Source organism: Thalassobacillus sp. B23F22_16 (genome assembly GCF_043496955.1).
GTDB classification, from domain to species: domain Bacteria; phylum Bacillota; class Bacilli; order Bacillales; family Halobacillaceae; genus Thalassobacillus; species Thalassobacillus devorans_A.
This window is the reverse complement of sequence record NZ_JBIEKD010000001.1, coordinates 213,715-229,913: the sequence shown is the minus strand read 5'-3', so window position 1 is coordinate 229,913 and position 16,199 is coordinate 213,715. Positions and strand designations below refer to the sequence as shown.

The following is a 16,199-nucleotide window of genomic DNA, read 5'->3' as shown; positions in this document are numbered from 1 at the left end:
GGTACCATTTATGAATGACTTCCTAATTATATAACAACATTGAGGACGGCGGTTTGATTAAAAAGTTAAAGGAATAGCTGCAAATATTATTACATAAGTATGGGGAGGAGATGTTTAAAGAGGAGGGGGCATCATGAGTAATCCGATTGTCGAGAGGTCCTTGGATGAAATTCGATTTTGGTCCAGAATCATGAAGGAACATGCTTTATTTCTCAGTTTAGGATTTACTTATGAACAAACGCAATTGATAGCGGAAGCTCAACAGTTTATTACCCTTTTTGAGCGGATAGAGGAGAAGTTAGCGAGGTTTAATGTAAACTCGGATATCCAGCAAGTTAAATCCTTCAACAATGAAGTTTATCAAGCGGCTGTTGCTATTTGGGGTTATAAGAGAAAAGTCTTAGGTTTAACGTTGCGCTGTGAAATAACGACAAATAACTACCCATTATTAGTGGACCATATCAGCAGAGAAGCTGCTTACTTTGCCAATCGTCTAAGGGATCTTAATGAGGGAAAGCTGGCACCCGAACCTGATACCATCATTCAGGAAAATTTATTCTTTCTCAGGATAATGGCTGACCATGCCAAGTTTATCGGACACCTGTTAGACCCATCGGAAAGAAAACTGGTAGACCAGGCAAGGGAGTTCAGCCATGATTTTGATCAATTGGTTTTTCAAGCCGTTGATTTAGATTCGATGCGTCCCCAGTCTGAAACCGTACCGCTGATGGATCAGTTTCTGGGTCAAAACAGGGTATCGGTTGTTTCTTTAAGGGATTTTAAGAAGACAGCTAGAGAGTTAATAGAGGCTTGTCGTATTAAGAGTAATATACACCCGCTTCTGGCCGATCACACATTTAGAGAAGCGGAGAGATTCTTAGAAATTATAGACTTATTCGATTCTCACCTATCAGGAGGAAGATAACTACATTTGTCGCCTTATCAGGTGATTTTTTTTACTTAAAAAAGTTAGTATAAATAAGTTGCCTGCCCCCTACTGCGATTATGTTTTAACATGCTAGGGGGCAGGCAACTTTTTGTTTGGTGGTAGATTTTTTATAAGAGGTGAAAGGTTCCTATCATTTCTTCCATACAAATGTTCTAAAGTAGATTCCCCTTTCATATATTTTTTCTCAGAAACTCTTCTTTTTGATAGAGGAGTATATAAAGGAGGAATCGAATGGTATATTCACAAGACCCTCAAAACCAGGTGGATGCCGTGGTACTCGGTGCCGGGTTTTCTGGTTTGTACATGTTGTATCGTTTACGTGAAGCAGGGTTATCTACCCGTGTCTTTGAAGCGGCAGATGGTGTCGGTGGGGTATGGTACTGGAACCGTTATCCGGGAGCACGGTGTGATTCGGAGAGTGTTTATTATAATTACACATTCTCGGAAGAGCTTTTCAAGGAATGGTCCTGGTCATCCAGATATCCGGAACAGCCGGAGATTCTGCGCTATCTGAATTATGTGGCGGACAAGTTTGAACTGAAGCCGGATATCACGTTCAACACGCGGGTAATGTCTGCGGTTTACGATGAAGCGTCAAACAGGTGGCAGGTGGAAACCGATACAGGAGAAACAGTCTCGGCGAAATACTTTATTACGGGAATCGGCTGTATCTCTTCGGCCAACGTACCGAACATAAAGGGGCTTAATGATTTTGAAGGGCAAGCTTATCATACCGGGCACTGGCCTCACGAAAAAGTCGATTTTACAGGTAAGCGTGTCGGTGTTATTGGGACAGGTTCCAGTGGCATCCAGTCGATTCCGGTCATTGCTAAAGAAGCAGCTCACCTGACTGTTTTCCAGCGAACTCCGCAATACAGCGTTCCAGCGCAGAACTATACATACACGAAGGAGTTCGTTGAGGAGGTAAAAGATAATTACAGTGAGATCAGAAGGCAGATGCAGGAGACTGTAGCCGGGTTGCGTTTTGAGTTTGGGGAGCAATCTGTACTCGATGATTCGCCGGAAGTTCGGCGGCAGAAGTTACAGGAAGGTTGGGAAAAAGGCGGCTGGGAGATTTTATTTACGTATAACGACCTTCTCGCTAATGAAGAAGGAAATGAGCTTGTCGCTGCATTCATTCGGGAAAAAATCCAGGAAATCGTGGATGATCCGGAAACAGCGAATAAACTGACCCCTGACCACTTTTATGGAACGAAACGGGCGATCGTTGACACCGACTATTTTGAGACCTATAACCGGGATAATGTCCGCTTAGTCGATGTAAAAGCGTCTCCGATCGAAGCGATTACTCCGAAAGGGATTCGTACGGAAGATAATGAGTATGAACTGGATGCTATTGTATTTGCAACCGGTTTTGATGGCATGACAGGGTCGCTCTTCAAAATTGATATTCGCGGCAAGAATGGGGTCACTTTAAAAGAAAAGTGGGAAAACGGGGCTCAAACAAGAACATATCTTGGATTGACGACGGCTGGTTTCCCGAACATGTTCATGCTGACAGGGCCGGAAAGTCCTTCGGTGTTAGGCAATATGCCGGCGACCATCGAACAGCATGTCGAGTGGGTCTCTGATTGTATCAATCATTTGCGAGAGAATAAGGTAGATATCTTTGAAGCGGAAAGCCAGGCGGAAGAGGAATGGAGTGCGCACTGTAAAGAACTTGCCGATGCTACCCTTTATACGAAGACGGATTCCTGGTATACCGGGGCGAACATTGCCGGGAAGGCCCGTGGATTCCCAATTTATGTGGGAGGATATGGTGCCTATCGGGAAATTTGTGATGATGTAGCGGCGAATGGGTATAAAGGTTTTTCTTTCAAATAATTTGAAAGCGCTATCAAAAAGGAGGCTATTATATGGTTCTTGATTCTCAAGCGAAGTTTCTGTTAGAACAAATGGAAGCGGCGGGTGATCCGCCGATGCACGAGTTAACACCGGAAGAAGCGAGGGCTTCTGCTGATTTTTCTCCTCTTGCAGGGGAACCGGTAGAAGTAGCGAAGGTGGAAAATCGTACGGTTCCAAGTACAGCAGGAGATATTCCCGTCCGTATCTATACACCAGAAGGGGAAGGGCCGTTTCCGGCACTGGTTTTCTATCATGGGGGCGGATGGGTAATCGGTGATTTGGATACCGTTGATGTTCCGTGTCGACTGCTTGCTAATCAAAGTAATTGTGTTGTTATTTCCGTAGATTATCGATTGGCGCCGGAGCATAAATTCCCAGCGGCAGCTGACGATGCTTATGCGGTAGCAAAATGGGCGGTGGAACATGGTGCATCGATTGATGTGGACAGTAATCGTGTAGCGGTTGGCGGAGATAGCGCTGGTGGAAACCTCGCTGCTGTTGTCGCCTTAATGGCGCGCGACCGAGGGGATTTCTCGTTAGCTTATCAATTATTGATCTACCCGGTTACCCACCATTCCTATGAGACGAAATCCTACAAAGACAATGCAGATGGCTACCTGCTGACCAAAGATTCGATGGAATGGTTCTGGGATCACTATTTACGCACGGAATCGGATGGGAGGCATCCGTATGCATCGCCTTTACTTGCCGAGAATCTGAACGGGCTTCCCCCGGCACTGGTCGTTACAGCAGGGTATGATCCGTTGCGTGATGAAGGCCAGGCTTACGCCAAGCGTTTGACAGAAGCAGGTGTTGCTGTCGAAGCGAAGTGTTATGAAGGAATGATTCATGGGTTCTTCTGGATGCCAGGTGTACTAGAGCAAGGAAAGCAATGTATCGATCAGGCGTCCTCTGCATTGAAGCGGGCATTTGAGGAATAGGATTAGAATAAGAGAAAAACACTTCTTATGGCGGAAGTGTTTTTCTCTTTATTATAGATGGTACCTTCCACTGCGCTATTGTTTTGCATGCTGTGAGGGTCAGGCATTGGAAACGAAAGAAGAATTAAGATAGCATGCTTAAGTGGACAGGTTGTTGTAAGAAAAGCACACCTTTGTCTTCAAAGGTGTCTAATAAGGACAGGTTTGCGCTAGAAAAGGGAAAAGTTGTCCGAAAAGGATGCCAATAAGGACAGGATTGCCCTGTCGAAAGAAAAAGTTGTCCAGAAACAAGGTTAATTAGGACAGGTTGAGAGGAAAATAGCCTATTCCTGTCCAATAAATGATTAATAAGGACAGGTTTTGTTAAAAAAGAACAAGATTAGTCCATAACCTTACTTATGGAGCGTGGTGTTACTCGGGCTAATCCAGTAAAACCCCAAGACGTCCAAACAGACAGGAGAATGCCAATGATGATAGTAGCGAATGTCTAGTCTCTTAAGATGGTTGTAAAGAGTTGAGTGGATCACCTATCGGAGAATTTACAAATAATTATAATTGTTAAAGGAAGTTTTTAATGGCACTGTTATTTCAATCGCTTGTAATTGGTTTTATATTTGGATTAGTTATCTTACTGGTAAATCGCGATAAACCTAAGAAATTCTTGACTTTTATTAAATACTTTTTTGTAGGTACGGCTGGTAATTTTTTATATGAATGGATAATGAATAGTCTGTTCAGCTAACGGGGGCATTAGTTGGAATTCTGTTTCAGTATCTCGAAATCAAACCTTCCTTATAGGGGGAGCGATGATAGAGGGAATGAAAGAATTGATGTGCTGGCTAGAAACAGATTTCTTTCGTTTCCTACTTTCATCTGTAATAATTACCTACATCGTTGAAAAAGGAGGCAGATTATGACAAACCAAACGACAATGAAACCTTTATTTGAACCTTTTACTAGTGATAAATTAAACCTTCCGAACCGTACTGTCATGGCACCGATGACACGCGGATTCTCACCTGGAAATGTTCCGAATGAGGAAGTGGCGGCGTATTACCGCAGACGGGCGGAGAATGAAGTCGGGTTGATTATTACAGAAGGAACAGGGATTGACCATCCTGCTTCTGTGTCTGGTGCGAGTATTCCTGTGTTTCATGGAGAGAAGGCATTGAACGGCTGGGCGAATGTGGTGAAAGAAGTGCATGAGGCCGGCGGTAAAATTGCCCCGCAGCTGTGGCATGTAGGAATGACTCGCAGCAAGGGAGATCTTCCGAATGAAGAGTCACAGCCGGTGGGGCCATCAGGACTAAGCTTAGATGGGGAGAAAGTGAATGAACCATTATCTACAGAAAAAGTAGAAGCATTGGTGGATTCCTATGCCAAAGCAGCAGCGGATGCGAAACGCCTCGGCTTTGATGCTATTGAAATCCATGGGGCTCATGGTTACTTGATCGACCAATTCTTCTGGGAAAACACCAATAAACGCACGGACCGTTATGGCGGAGATTTCGTTCAGCGCACGCAGTTTGCCGTAGAGATAGTAGAAGCGTGCCGTCGCGAAGTCGGGGAAGATTTCCCGATCATTTTCCGTTTCTCCCAATGGAAGATGAATGACTTCCAAGCGAAATTGGTCCATACGGCTGTTGAGTTGGAACGCTTCTTACAGCCACTTGTTGAAGCTGGTGTCGATATTTTCCACTGCTCCACACGCAGGTTCTGGGAGCCTGAATTTGAGGATTCCGACTTGAACCTTGCAGGCTGGACGAAAAAGCTATCAAGTAAACCGGTCATTTCTGTCGGTTCTGTCGGTCTTGATGGTGTCTTTACGGACTTCTCTGGTGCCGAAACAACAAAACTTGACGGATTAATGGACAAACTGGATCGTGATGAGTTCGACCTTATAGCTATCGGCCGTTCGTTATTAATGGACCCGGAATGGGTGAAGAAAATCCATGAAGGTAGAGCGGATGATCTGTTAGCCTTTAATAAAGAAGCGCTGCAAAAACTATATTAATGATAAAGTTCGAACGCAGGCGTCCTAATAGCAGGACGTCTGTTTTTACTGTTATTTCACACATGGGCAATATGCCAAATCCAGGTTTTAATTAAAGCGCAAATCCTACTAAGGAATTGCGCTTTTTAGTAATCGGAAAAAATTTTTATCGTCTTTACACCAACGGATAAGATGAAGATACTAGCATAGAAAGAGTCCCATACCATTTCGATCAAACAGGTATTTTACTGTTAATGACCTCTCTATCACTCGAAGTCTCGGAGTTTTGTTTTTTGTGGTAGCAGAAGTAGGAACCGAATAATAACAGGTAAAAGATCAAGAAAGAACTTACAGGATTTCCTACAGAAAAAGTCGAGTACATCGCTCCTGTGAGATCAATGGCAAACCCGGCGTACGCCCATTCTGTAATTCGAGGAAAACCAGGGACCAATATCGCAATCACACCCAGTAATTTGGCAACTCCGATAAATGGAATAATGTAATCAGGGTAACCCAAGTGATTGAATAAGGTAACGGCATCGGGATGAGAAAGAATATTAGTAATCGCACTAAAAAGCATCAAAGCTGTCAGAAGACCGGTGGAAATCCAATAAGCAATTGAAAGTTTTTTCACGTTTACTTTCCTCCTTTGGTTTACTACGGTATAAATCTTATCATTGATAAAAGCGGGAGGTTTCTTCTGAATTGCTAACTTTTTATGGAGGCTTGCACCGGATCATTACTTGAAGTGAAGATATTTTTTTCATATAATTGACTAGTCAACTATATAGTGTCGAAACTACTGAGGTGGTAGCAGTGAATTCCTATGAGAACATTGGGATTTTTATTCGAGATGTAGATTTAACTATTATCAATGCGGTTACAGATCAACTAAAGCCGTTCAACCTTGCTCCGGAGCAGAACCTTATTATGCTTCTGCTTTGGGAGCAGGAGGGCTACACACCAAATGAAATTGCTGAACAACTTAAAAAAGATCGAGCCAGTATTACCCGTATGATTTATAGGCTTGAAACAAAAGGTTATATCCGAAGAGAAAGTGATAAGAAGGATCGTCGATCTTTCAAAGTTTATCTTACGGAAGAAGGAAAAGACCTTGGTAAAGAAGTTATCCCATTTACACAAAGTATTGGTGAGCTTTTAACAACTGGGATCAAGGAGGAAGAGCTAAATACTTTAACAAGGACACTAATGAAGATTAAACAAAATGCTCTGGATATTGGAGCTGAAAATTATGGAGGGTGATGGAATGAAATTTGTCGTTATTGCCGGAAGTATCAGAAAGGAATCTTATAACAAGAAACTTGCTAATTATATCCGACTACGTTATCAGCAGAAAGCTGAAATCGAACTTTTACATATTGAAGAACTGCCTTTTTTTAACCAGGATGAAGAGGAAAATCCAGTAGCGACTGTAAGAGAATTTAAACAGAAGATAGTGGAGGCTGATGGTATTATCATTGTTACACCTGAGTACAATCATTCTGTGCCGGGTGTTTTGAAAAATGCGATAGACTGGTGTTCCAGGGTAGACAAAGTCATGACGAATAAACCAGTGATGATTGCGGGCGGTACGATGGGTGCACTAGGAACGGTCCGTGCCCAAATGCATCTGCGTCAGATCCTTAATGCTCCAGGTGTAGCCGCGCTTACTTTACCGGGAAATGAGGTTTTGATTGGCGCCATTCATCAAAAGATGGATGAAGAAGGAAAATTAATTGATGAACCAACGATTCAATTCTTAGATGACGTGATGAGTAATTTTATCGGCTGGATAGAAAAAACAAATAAATAAATAGATAGAATACGATGTTTTCGCTTGCTATTGCCTGAACTACTTTAGCATGCTCGGCAGGCATTATTTATGAATAAGTATGGAAAAAATGTGTAAATTGCATGTCCTTTTGATTACATCCGGCATTTCGGCCAAAATTTTTGTTAGTATAGAACCGTAGCACAAGCTACCCAACGCCCGCCCCCTGGCGTTCGGTCAAAAATAACTTTCCAACATGAGCAGGGACGCAGACACTATGGTGTCTGCGTCTTCTTTTGTATATTTGTATAGGTGAAAGTGTCTTTACAACTATACATACATATGTAAAATTATATCTGAGAGGAGGCGTTTGGATGAACAGGTGTTTACTTGTGATTGATTATACGAATGACTTTGTGGCAGATGATGGGGCGTTAACCTGTGGAAAGCCGGGACAGGAAATTGAAGGTGACATACAAGGGTTAGTGAAACAGTGGGTGGAAGACAAGGAAGCTGTCGTTTTTGCAGTGGACCTGCATCACCAGGACGATCGGTATCACCCCGAACATAAACTGTTTCCTCCCCATAATATTGAGGGGACCGATGGCAGGGAACTGTATGGCTCCCTTCACGACATGTATGAGAAAAACAAAGCCTTGTCCCATGTGAAATGGATGGATAAAATACGTTATAGTGCGTTTGCAGGAACTGATCTTGATCTTTATTTAAAAGAAAGAGGCATCAACGAAATTCATCTTACTGGCGTCTGCACGGATATATGTGTGCTTCACACAGCTATTGATGCATACAACTTAGGATATTCCATCGTTATTCATGAGCGTGCGGTGGCCAGTTTTAATGAAGAGGGACACCAGTGGGCGCTTGGCCATTTTGAACATGTACTTGGTGCCAAAGTCATAAAAAGCAACGAACGAGCTGAAAAAGCTTAATTTGGATGAGATGAATCAAGAACTGCCCCCAGTGCGTTCATGTTTTCGTGCACCGGGGGCAGCCTCGTTTATTTAGCTTTTTTCTTATTGGGCGGGTGGAACCGTCCAATACCTAATTCTCTTCCCTCTTTATAAATAGCTTTGACAAAGCTGATGACCATTAACAGCATGATAATAGAGAAAGGCAGAGCGGCAATAATCATCGTGTTCTGCAAGGCTTGCAGTCCGCCTGTATAGAGAAGGGCAAGTGCAGTAGCCGACAGCAGGACTCCCCAGGTCAGTTTGATCGTAGTTCCGGGAGTTTCAGAACCTCCGGTTGTCATCATCCCCAAAACGAAGGTTCCTGAATCAGCTGAGGTGATGAAAAAGGTGCCAATCAGGGTCATGGCTACAATCGAAGCAATCATTCCTAATGGCATATTGGAAAAAACACCGAAAAGTGACTCTTCTGTTGCCAGGGAGGAAATTGTGTCCACACCATTATGTTCCAGTGAGATTGCAGCACCTCCGAAGGTAGCAAACCATAAAAAGCCGATGACGGACGGGACGACCAACACCGTAAATACAAATTCCCGGATGCTACGGCCGCGGGAAACCCGAGCGATGAATACGCCGACAAACGGAGACCAGGCGATCCACCAGGCCCAATAAAAAATCGTCCAATTATTGATCCATTCCCGTGTTTCTTCATCTAACGGCGCGATGCGAAAACTCATAGTCGGAAGGTGTTGAAAATATGCTCCGATTGAGCTTGTAAATAAGTTCAAAATGAATAAAGTCGGGCCTACGGAGAAAACAAGCAAGAATAAAAGACCTGCCAATCCCATGTTGACATTGCTGAGTATTCTGATCCCTTTCCCCAGGCCGGTCCAGGCTGAAATCATAAATAATACGGTGACGACCGCGACAATGATAAACTGCACCAGAATGCCCGTTGGGACATTAAACAAGTAGGATAAGCCGCCATTAATCTGTACTGCTCCAAAACCAAGGGTGGTCGCAACACCGATAACTGTGGCAATAACGGCGAGGATATCAATAACTTTGCCAGTCACTCCATCCGCTTTATCTCCAATGATGGGTTTCAACGTGGCACTAATCAATCCGGCATGTCCATGGCGGAAATTGAAGTAAGCCAACACAAGTGCCACTATCCCATAGATCGCCCAGGCATGAATGCCCCAGTGGAAGAAGGTGTACTGCATCGCATCTTTGATTGCTTGATCTGTCCCCGTTTCTCCGGTTGGCGAATTGATGGCATAGTGACTGATTGGCTCTGCTGTTCCCCAAAAGACAATTCCAATTCCCATACCTGCGCTGAATAACATAGCAATCCATGTTGGTCTGGAGAACTCGGGTTTCTCGTCTGCTTTTCCCAGCTTTATTCTCCCCAGTGGCGTCAGCAAAAAAGCAAGGCATATGAGCACGAATAAAGTGACGGCGATTAAGTAATACCACCCTAGTTTGTTAGAAATGAATGCCTGTACATTCCCCGTTGCCTCTTCTAAGCCAGCTGGCCATACAACCCCAATAATTACGAGCACCAGCATAATTCCTACCGATATTTTAAAAACCGTTGTGAATTTTTCCTTCACGGTTGGATCCCCTTCCATTTTTGAAGATAGTTATATTATCTTGAAGGAAATCCGTTCTTATACTTTCTATTCGTTTTTTAATCCCCGGGCTCAGTAGAATAGTCGTGTCATTTTTAATGAAGAGGGTCAGTGGGAGTACGAGGTGCAAAAAAACAGAACCATTGCTTATTTGGTAATTTGAAAAGGATTTTTGCTTAATAAAAGAGAACCTATTATATACTAACGAATGATCTAGGGGGAATTGGATGAAACTTGGGGCATTTTCCGTCAGTTTGAACGTGAAAGATATTTACAAATCAAAAGAGTTTTATGAAAAATTAGGATTTGAATCCTTTGGGGGCAACACTGATAAAAATTGGATCATTATGAAAAATGAAGACTGTGTCATTGGTTTATTTCAAGGAATGTTCGAGAAGAATATATTAACTTTCAATCCTGGCTGGAACCAAAATGCAGAAAACATTGAACCTTTTACCGATGTTCGTGAACTTCAAAAGCAGCTGAAAGAAAATGGTATTAAAATTTTGTCGGAAGCTGATGAAGCTAGTGAAGGGCCAGAGAATATTGTCATCGAAGACCCTGATGGAAACCCTATTCTTATCGACCAGCACAGATAAATATCCTATAGCTAAAAGGGAGATTTAGGCTGGTGATTGGGTATCCTTTTTTACTTGCAGGGTCATGGTCAGTGCTGTAGTTGAATTAGAATAAGGAGGTCATCACCGTGAGTATACGCTTTGATGTGACAAGAAATATCCATGTACCTCAGCAAAAAGCTTACACATCTTTACTTGATCTGGATGCTGCTGAACACTGGATGAAGGGTTTCGTTCGTATGGAACGCTTGGATGAAGGACCAATCAGAGAGGGAAGTGAATGGAAGGAAACAAGAAAGATGTTCGGAAAAGAGGCTTCTGAACATTTTGAGGTAGTCGAGCTTTCTGAGCCCGACAAAATCGTCCTTCGCTGTGATGGTACGAAAGGAACAACCGGTAAAGGAGAATTTGTGTTTACATACCTTATCCATTCCTCAGGAGATTCTTCTGATATAAGACTTAAAGGTGAGATAAATGAGCTTACTGGCTTGTCAAAACTATTTGGTAAGCTGATGGCCGGGTCCTTTAAGAACGCTTGTGCAAAAGATATGGATGCGTTAAAAGCTTATTTGGAGGGTGAAGAAAAGCGCCATTCAGGTTAACGATGGTGAAGGCAGTACATAGCTCTCTGGTTTTCAATTTAGAACGGATGATGAATAGGAGGTGGTTGAAATGAAAGTTTGCGTAATATATGGCAGTACAAGAGAAAATGGAAATACAGAACTTTTAACAGAAGAAGTCGTCAAAAACTTACCAGACGTTACACGAATTGATTTGAAACGGTATCGGTACCACGATATTGTTGATCAACGACATGACATCAATGGATTCTCCCCAGTAGATGATGAGTATGATCAGATCATTGATCAAATCATGGATTGTGAAGTTTTAATTTTTGCTACACCAATTTATTGGTATGGCATGAGCAGTGTAATGAAACGCTTTATCGATCGCTGGTCGCAAACGGTAAGGGATGAAAAATACCCGGATTTTAAAGAGCAAATGAGTCAGAAAGACGCGTATATTGTTGCTGTCGGAGGTGATGAGCCTCGGGTGAAAGGACTCCCGCTTGTCCAACAGTTCCAGTACATATGCGAATTTATCGGATTGAATTATAAAGGATATCTCCTAGGGGAAGGCGGTAAGCCAAAAGATATTCTTACCGATAAAAAAGCTATAGAAGATGCGCAGAAGTTAGGGGAATTGATAAAGGGTTAAATGTACGCGTTTGAGAGGTCATTTCAGAAGCTAATTCGTTTACTAGGAACGAATGGCTTCTTTTTTTATGAATAAGTGGCAGCACTTTGAAAATGTTAAGATTCCCATAGTGGACCATTCTACCTTGGAAATTATTTATACGGGTAGTCAGCTCTTTTTGGCTTACATTAAAAAAGATTAAGTTTTATCAAAAGGAGCTAACTACATGTTTTCACATATTAAAGAATTACAGTATAATGCCAAGCCTTCCCAGCCTGATGCTGTTTATGCGAAAAAGCTGCAGGAAATATTAGGTGGGCAATTCGGCGAGATTTCCGTCATGATGCAATACCTTTTCCAGGGGTGGAACTGTAGAGGAAACAGTAAATACAGGGACATGCTGTTGGATATTGGAACCGAAGAAATTGCCCATGTCGAAATGATTGCTACCATGATTGCTCAATTACTCGATGGTGCTCCCGCCCATGATCAGGAGCAGGCAGCCGAGGATCCTGTTGTGGAAGCTGTGCTTGGCGGAATGAATCCGCAGCATACGATTGTGAATGGCTTAGGCGCGCAGCCAAATGACAGTTCTGGTTATCCATGGAATGCCCGTTATACCATTGCCAGCGGCAACTTACTTGCTGACTTCCGTGCTAATTTGAATGCAGAAACCCAAGGAAGACTGCAGGCGGTTCGTTTATATGAGATGACCACTGACCCTGGAGTCCGGGATATGCTTTCTTTCTTAATTGCCAGGGATAAAATGCATCAAAACCAATGGATGGCTGCTATTGAGGAACTGGAGCAGACACAGGGAGCGGTCGTTCCGAGCACGTTTAATCCGGAATATGAAAAGCAGGCTGTTGCTTATTCATTCATGAACTTCTCAGAAGGGGAAGAGAGCAGCACAGGGCGCTGGGCTAATGGTGCTACAATGGATGGAAAAGGAACATTTGAATATGTCCAATCACCACAGGCAAATGGTCAGAAACCGGCCTTGACTCCGGCTCCGGCCTTTATTCATGGTACACCTCCTGGGCAGGCTGAACTAGCACAGGATATGCCATTGCAAACGAATTAATTATGATAAAAAGCTTGAATCAGATGTGGGTTCAAGCTTTTTGTCGTTTTACATGGGGAGTCTTTAAGGGCGGGGTGTTGTGATAGGAACCATTTTCTATTACGCTTATTTTAACAGGAAGTAATAGAAAGCGAGTGAACATTGTGGAGAAAGTCGGGAGAAATGACCCCTGTCCATGTGGCAGCGGGAAGAAATATAAAAAGTGCTGCGGGAAATCGAATGTAGTGACATTCCCTGCCCAGCAGATAGATGAAGAACTAAAAAACTTTCAACAACAATTCCAGGAATATATGTTTGAATCTTATCCTTACCTGTTGCCTCATCGGGAACCTGAAACGGACGAAGATCAAATCCTGTTTTTGGTGAGCCTGCTATATCGTGGCATATTTGAACAGCTGAAGGATGGCATGACGCCTTATCAACATTTTTTATCGAAGCGTAAGAAAAATATTGTTCGGCCTGCGACGAGAAAAGCGGTTGAAAATTGGGAAAATACCATACCTGGATTTTTCTATCTGGAAGAAGTGGAAAGCGAAAGTGTTGTGGTGGTCCGTGATTATTTTCACGATCAAACCTATCGAGTGGATAGAGTAAGTATTCCGTTAGAAACAGAATACTTTGAAGAATTTCCGTTTTATCTCGGCCTATTATTCAACTGGGGGGAAAATTATAGTTTCCTTCCGATTGCTATGCCGGGTAGTGATGAGCTCAAAGATTATTATATCCAACAGCTCGAGAGGCGGAGAAAACAAGGTAATGCTATGATATCTGCGCCTGACTATATAAAAGAGCATTTTTTACAGGAAGTGGAACATTGGCTCCATGATATGCCGAACTCGGTGCAGGATATATGGGATGGAAGACCGGAAGAACTGGAGGTATTATTCCTGCTTGATGAACATGTTCCCCCTCACGTGCAAGGAAAGGAGGGGTATCATGGGCTAAAACACTTCTGGCAGAGTTTTTGTCAGGAGCACCAACCGCAAATCAGAAAACCAGCTGTCCTTGCAGCTGCACTTGAATATTTCATGGTGGCGACGCCATTTTTCGAGCTGGAGGACTACGATGTCACGCAAAAGGAGATCGCTGAAAAATATCGTGTCAGTACCGGCAGTATCGTCCGCAGGTTTGATGAGTTTGAAGATTTCATTTTCCAGATGATGGATGAGAAGATGGGCGAGCATCAAGACGCGGTAGTTCGTAATGTGGAACCGGGGAAAAATATCGACATGGAAAAAAGCATTTATGAAATGCACAAAAAGATCGAAGCGTCAGGGCTTACGAATGAAGATGATATCAATCGCTTTATGAAGGAGCAGCACCACGAGCCTTTTACCCCAGCCAATGATAAGGAACGCGCCCAAATCCTTGCTTATAATGCCATGCAGGTCGAGGACATCGACTTAAAGGAGGAGCTCGTAAACAAAGCGTTGGAGTATGATGATAAAAATATTGATGCGCTCGTCCTCCAGGCGCAAATGGAAGAAGACGTTCTGAAGAAAGAAGTAGGCTTGTTAAAGGCAGAGAATACCGGGCTTCGTTCGATGCGACCGGAATGGAGACAGGATGATGACCACAGTATCTGGGGATTTATCGAAGCACGTCCGATGCTCCGAGCACAGGAAGCGACTGCGGATTTTTATGTAGAAAAAGGTGAAGTGGAAAAAGCGATCGAGGGTTATGAATATCTGTTGCACTATAACCCAAATGATAATCAGGGTATTCGCTTTAAACTGATGACGCTCTATTTAGAACAGAGAAAGGTTAAGAAGGCGCGTGAGCTGTTGGAGAAGTATCCGGAAGATCATACGGTGGATTTTTATTATGCAGAAGTGTTAATTGAAATTTTAGAAGGAAGTTCTTATGAAGAGATAAAGGAATTGCTGGATAAAGCATTTGAGGCTAATTTATATGTCATGGGTTTCATTACAGGTAGAACAGATCTGCCGGAAGTAATACCGGATCAGTATACACCAGGATCTCTGGAAGAGGCTACCGTCTATTATCATCGCCATAAACATATCTGGGAGTCCGTGGAGTTACCTTAACTTTATGAGCCCAGATGAAAATAAAAATGCAGTCCCCTTTGAAGTTTCGGAGCCTGCCGAATAAACACAGCTAATATAAGTGCTAGACCCTATGTTGCAAATGCTTTAGCAGACAGGGGTCTGGCATTTTTTTTGTGAAAAGAAGGCTAACTAGGACGGGTTAGCCCCGGCGAGGGAAAAGTTGTCCTTAAAGCAGGTGAATAAGGACAGGTTAGTCCCGGTGAAGGAAAAAGCTGTCCTTAAAGCAGGTGAATAAGGACAGGTTAGCCATGGCGCAGGAAAAAGCTGTCCTAAAAGCAGACGAATAAGGACAGGTTAGCCCCGGCGAGGGGAAAAGTTGTCCTAAAAGCAGGCAAATAAGGACAAGTTAGCCATGGCGCAGGAAAAAGCTGTCCTTAAAGCAGGTGAATAAGGACAGGTTAGCCCCGGCGAAGGAAAAAGTTGTCCTTAAAGTAGGCGAATAAGAAGGTGGGACTCAGGAGCTTTTTACAAAAAGGTCCTTTTTTACTGCAATTCTTTAGCTGGCGAATATTGCTCATCTATCGTATCCATCTGTTTCAATACTTCATCTCTTCCGTGATAAATATGTTCATGCATGGCGACACGAGCCCGTTCCATATCCTGTTCTTCGATTGCTTTTAACAGTGACTTGTGAGCTTCCAGCGAATGCCTGAGCTGCTCTTCATTGAACCAGTAGAAGGAACGGAAAATCAGTGGAACGACGACCACTTTCGTGATGTGGGAATAAATATGCGGGTTTTGTGAGGCGTTGATGACGGCGTTATGGAACTGGTGATTGATATCCAGAATATTCTCGATTGTCGTCTCGCCTGTTTTGATATAGTTGTCGATTGCCTTTTCATAGGAGTCGTTCGCCAGTCGCATATTTTCAAGATCGGCTTCGGTCCGGTGGATGGCTGCCTGGGAAGCGGCATAGCCTTCCAACAGTGTCCGCAGGTCATAGATTTGCTGGATGTCCTTTTTCGTGAAATGACGGACGCGGACGCCTCGTTTCATGGAAACGGTAAGCCCTTCTGATTCTAATTGTTTTAAAGCTTCCCGGATTGGTGTCCGGCTCGTCTCTAGTTTTTTTGCTAAAAACTCTTCTGTCAGCCGCATTTTGGGCGGAAACTCTCCGTGTAAAATGGAACGTTTGATTGATTCATAGATGGTCATTCGTTCAACCTCCCCTTACTTCATTGTATACAA

Annotated in this window: 15 protein-coding genes; 12 read left to right on the top strand and 3 right to left on the bottom strand. The window is 43.2% G+C overall.

Annotation, left to right across the window (positions count from 1 at the left end):
- The first annotated feature begins 133 nt into the window (after positions 1–133).
- The 4 genes from ACGTNI_RS01165 to ACGTNI_RS01150 all read left to right on the top strand — a co-directional run bounded on the left by ACGTNI_RS01165 (position 134) and on the right by ACGTNI_RS01150 (position 5,770).
- On the top strand, positions 134–925 hold the full coding sequence (locus ACGTNI_RS01165; RefSeq protein WP_394459327.1) for a DUF2935 domain-containing protein: 792 nt from the start codon (positions 134–136) through the stop codon (positions 923–925).
- A gap of 255 nt (positions 926–1,180) precedes the next feature.
- Complete coding sequence (locus tag ACGTNI_RS01160; protein ID WP_394459325.1) at positions 1,181–2,794, top strand: flavin-containing monooxygenase; 1,614 nt, start codon at positions 1,181–1,183, stop codon at positions 2,792–2,794.
- Between the two features lie 32 nt (positions 2,795–2,826).
- Complete coding sequence (gene lipP1, locus ACGTNI_RS01155) at positions 2,827–3,756, top strand: LipP1 family hormone-sensitive lipase (RefSeq protein ID WP_394459323.1); 930 nt, start codon at positions 2,827–2,829, stop codon at positions 3,754–3,756.
- Between the two features lie 913 nt (positions 3,757–4,669).
- Positions 4,670–5,770 (top strand): NADH:flavin oxidoreductase, encoded by a 1,101-nt coding sequence (locus ACGTNI_RS01150; RefSeq protein ID WP_394459321.1) that lies wholly within the window; start codon positions 4,670–4,672, stop codon positions 5,768–5,770.
- Positions 5,771–5,981: 211 nt separating this feature from the next.
- On the opposite strand, the gene ACGTNI_RS01145 is transcribed toward ACGTNI_RS01150, so the two are convergent.
- The gene (locus tag ACGTNI_RS01145) at positions 5,982–6,383 is read right to left on the bottom strand and encodes a DoxX family protein (RefSeq protein WP_394459319.1); all 402 of its coding nucleotides are present in this window, start codon (positions 6,381–6,383) and stop codon (positions 5,982–5,984) included.
- A gap of 182 nt (positions 6,384–6,565) precedes the next feature.
- On the opposite strand from ACGTNI_RS01145, the gene ACGTNI_RS01140 reads away from it, so the two are divergent.
- The 3 genes from ACGTNI_RS01140 (at position 6,566) to ACGTNI_RS01130 (ending at position 8,470) form a co-directional block, all read left to right on the top strand.
- Complete coding sequence (locus ACGTNI_RS01140) at positions 6,566–7,012, top strand: MarR family winged helix-turn-helix transcriptional regulator (RefSeq protein ID WP_394459317.1); 447 nt, start codon at positions 6,566–6,568, stop codon at positions 7,010–7,012.
- A gap of 4 nt (positions 7,013–7,016) precedes the next feature.
- Entirely contained in the window at positions 7,017–7,562 is a 546-nt protein-coding gene (locus ACGTNI_RS01135) for an NADPH-dependent FMN reductase (protein ID WP_394459315.1), read from the top strand.
- Between the two features lie 332 nt (positions 7,563–7,894).
- Positions 7,895–8,470, top strand: coding sequence for a cysteine hydrolase family protein (locus ACGTNI_RS01130; protein WP_394459313.1), 576 nt, complete (start codon positions 7,895–7,897; stop codon positions 8,468–8,470).
- Between the two features lie 68 nt (positions 8,471–8,538).
- Here the strand turns inward: ACGTNI_RS01130 and ACGTNI_RS01125 are convergent, their stop codons facing one another.
- The gene (locus tag ACGTNI_RS01125) at positions 8,539–10,065 is read right to left on the bottom strand and encodes a glycine betaine uptake BCCT transporter (RefSeq protein WP_394459311.1); all 1,527 of its coding nucleotides are present in this window, start codon (positions 10,063–10,065) and stop codon (positions 8,539–8,541) included.
- Positions 10,066–10,310: 245 nt separating this feature from the next.
- On the opposite strand from ACGTNI_RS01125, the gene ACGTNI_RS01120 reads away from it, so the two are divergent.
- From ACGTNI_RS01120 to ACGTNI_RS01100, 5 genes are all read left to right on the top strand, one after another.
- Complete coding sequence (locus tag ACGTNI_RS01120) at positions 10,311–10,682, top strand: VOC family protein (protein ID WP_394459309.1); 372 nt, start codon at positions 10,311–10,313, stop codon at positions 10,680–10,682.
- Between the two features lie 107 nt (positions 10,683–10,789).
- Positions 10,790–11,263, top strand: a complete 474-nt coding sequence (locus tag ACGTNI_RS01115) for an SRPBCC family protein (RefSeq protein WP_394459307.1) — start codon at positions 10,790–10,792, stop codon at positions 11,261–11,263.
- Positions 11,264–11,333: 70 nt separating this feature from the next.
- Positions 11,334–11,879, top strand: a complete 546-nt coding sequence (locus ACGTNI_RS01110) for a flavodoxin family protein (RefSeq protein WP_394459305.1) — start codon at positions 11,334–11,336, stop codon at positions 11,877–11,879.
- Positions 11,880–12,084: 205 nt separating this feature from the next.
- The gene (locus tag ACGTNI_RS01105; RefSeq protein WP_394459303.1) at positions 12,085–12,942 is read left to right on the top strand and encodes a manganese catalase; all 858 of its coding nucleotides are present in this window, start codon (positions 12,085–12,087) and stop codon (positions 12,940–12,942) included.
- 134 nt (positions 12,943–13,076) lie between these two features.
- Positions 13,077–14,990 carry an SEC-C metal-binding domain-containing protein gene (locus tag ACGTNI_RS01100; RefSeq protein ID WP_394459301.1) on the top strand — a complete coding sequence of 638 codons (1,914 nt, stop codon included), beginning with the start codon at positions 13,077–13,079 and terminating at the stop codon, positions 14,988–14,990.
- 504 nt (positions 14,991–15,494) lie between these two features.
- On the opposite strand, the gene ACGTNI_RS01095 is transcribed toward ACGTNI_RS01100, so the two are convergent.
- The gene (locus ACGTNI_RS01095) at positions 15,495–16,166 is read right to left on the bottom strand and encodes a GntR family transcriptional regulator (RefSeq protein WP_394459299.1); all 672 of its coding nucleotides are present in this window, start codon (positions 16,164–16,166) and stop codon (positions 15,495–15,497) included.
- Positions 16,167–16,199 lie beyond the last annotated feature (33 nt).

Bases quoted from the DNA above. Each gene is read 5' to 3' on its own strand.
- ACGTNI_RS01120 (WP_394459309.1), top strand. From the start codon at position 10,311: ATGAAACTTGGGGCATTTTCCGTCAGTTTGAACGTGAAAGATATTTAC.
- ACGTNI_RS01135 (WP_394459315.1), top strand. From the start codon at position 7,017: ATGAAATTTGTCGTTATTGCCGGAAGTATCAGAAAGGAATCTTATAAC.
- ACGTNI_RS01165 (WP_394459327.1), top strand. From the start codon at position 134: ATGAGTAATCCGATTGTCGAGAGGTCCTTGGATGAAATTCGATTTTGG.
- ACGTNI_RS01160 (WP_394459325.1), top strand. From the start codon at position 1,181: ATGGTATATTCACAAGACCCTCAAAACCAGGTGGATGCCGTGGTACTC.
- ACGTNI_RS01130 (WP_394459313.1), top strand. From the start codon at position 7,895: ATGAACAGGTGTTTACTTGTGATTGATTATACGAATGACTTTGTGGCA.
- ACGTNI_RS01105 (WP_394459303.1), top strand. From the start codon at position 12,085: ATGTTTTCACATATTAAAGAATTACAGTATAATGCCAAGCCTTCCCAG.
- ACGTNI_RS01150 (WP_394459321.1), top strand. From the start codon at position 4,670: ATGACAAACCAAACGACAATGAAACCTTTATTTGAACCTTTTACTAGT.
- ACGTNI_RS01095 (WP_394459299.1), bottom strand. From the start codon at position 16,166: ATGACCATCTATGAATCAATCAAACGTTCCATTTTACACGGAGAGTTT.
- ACGTNI_RS01110 (WP_394459305.1), top strand. From the start codon at position 11,334: ATGAAAGTTTGCGTAATATATGGCAGTACAAGAGAAAATGGAAATACA.
- lipP1 (WP_394459323.1), top strand. From the start codon at position 2,827: ATGGTTCTTGATTCTCAAGCGAAGTTTCTGTTAGAACAAATGGAAGCG.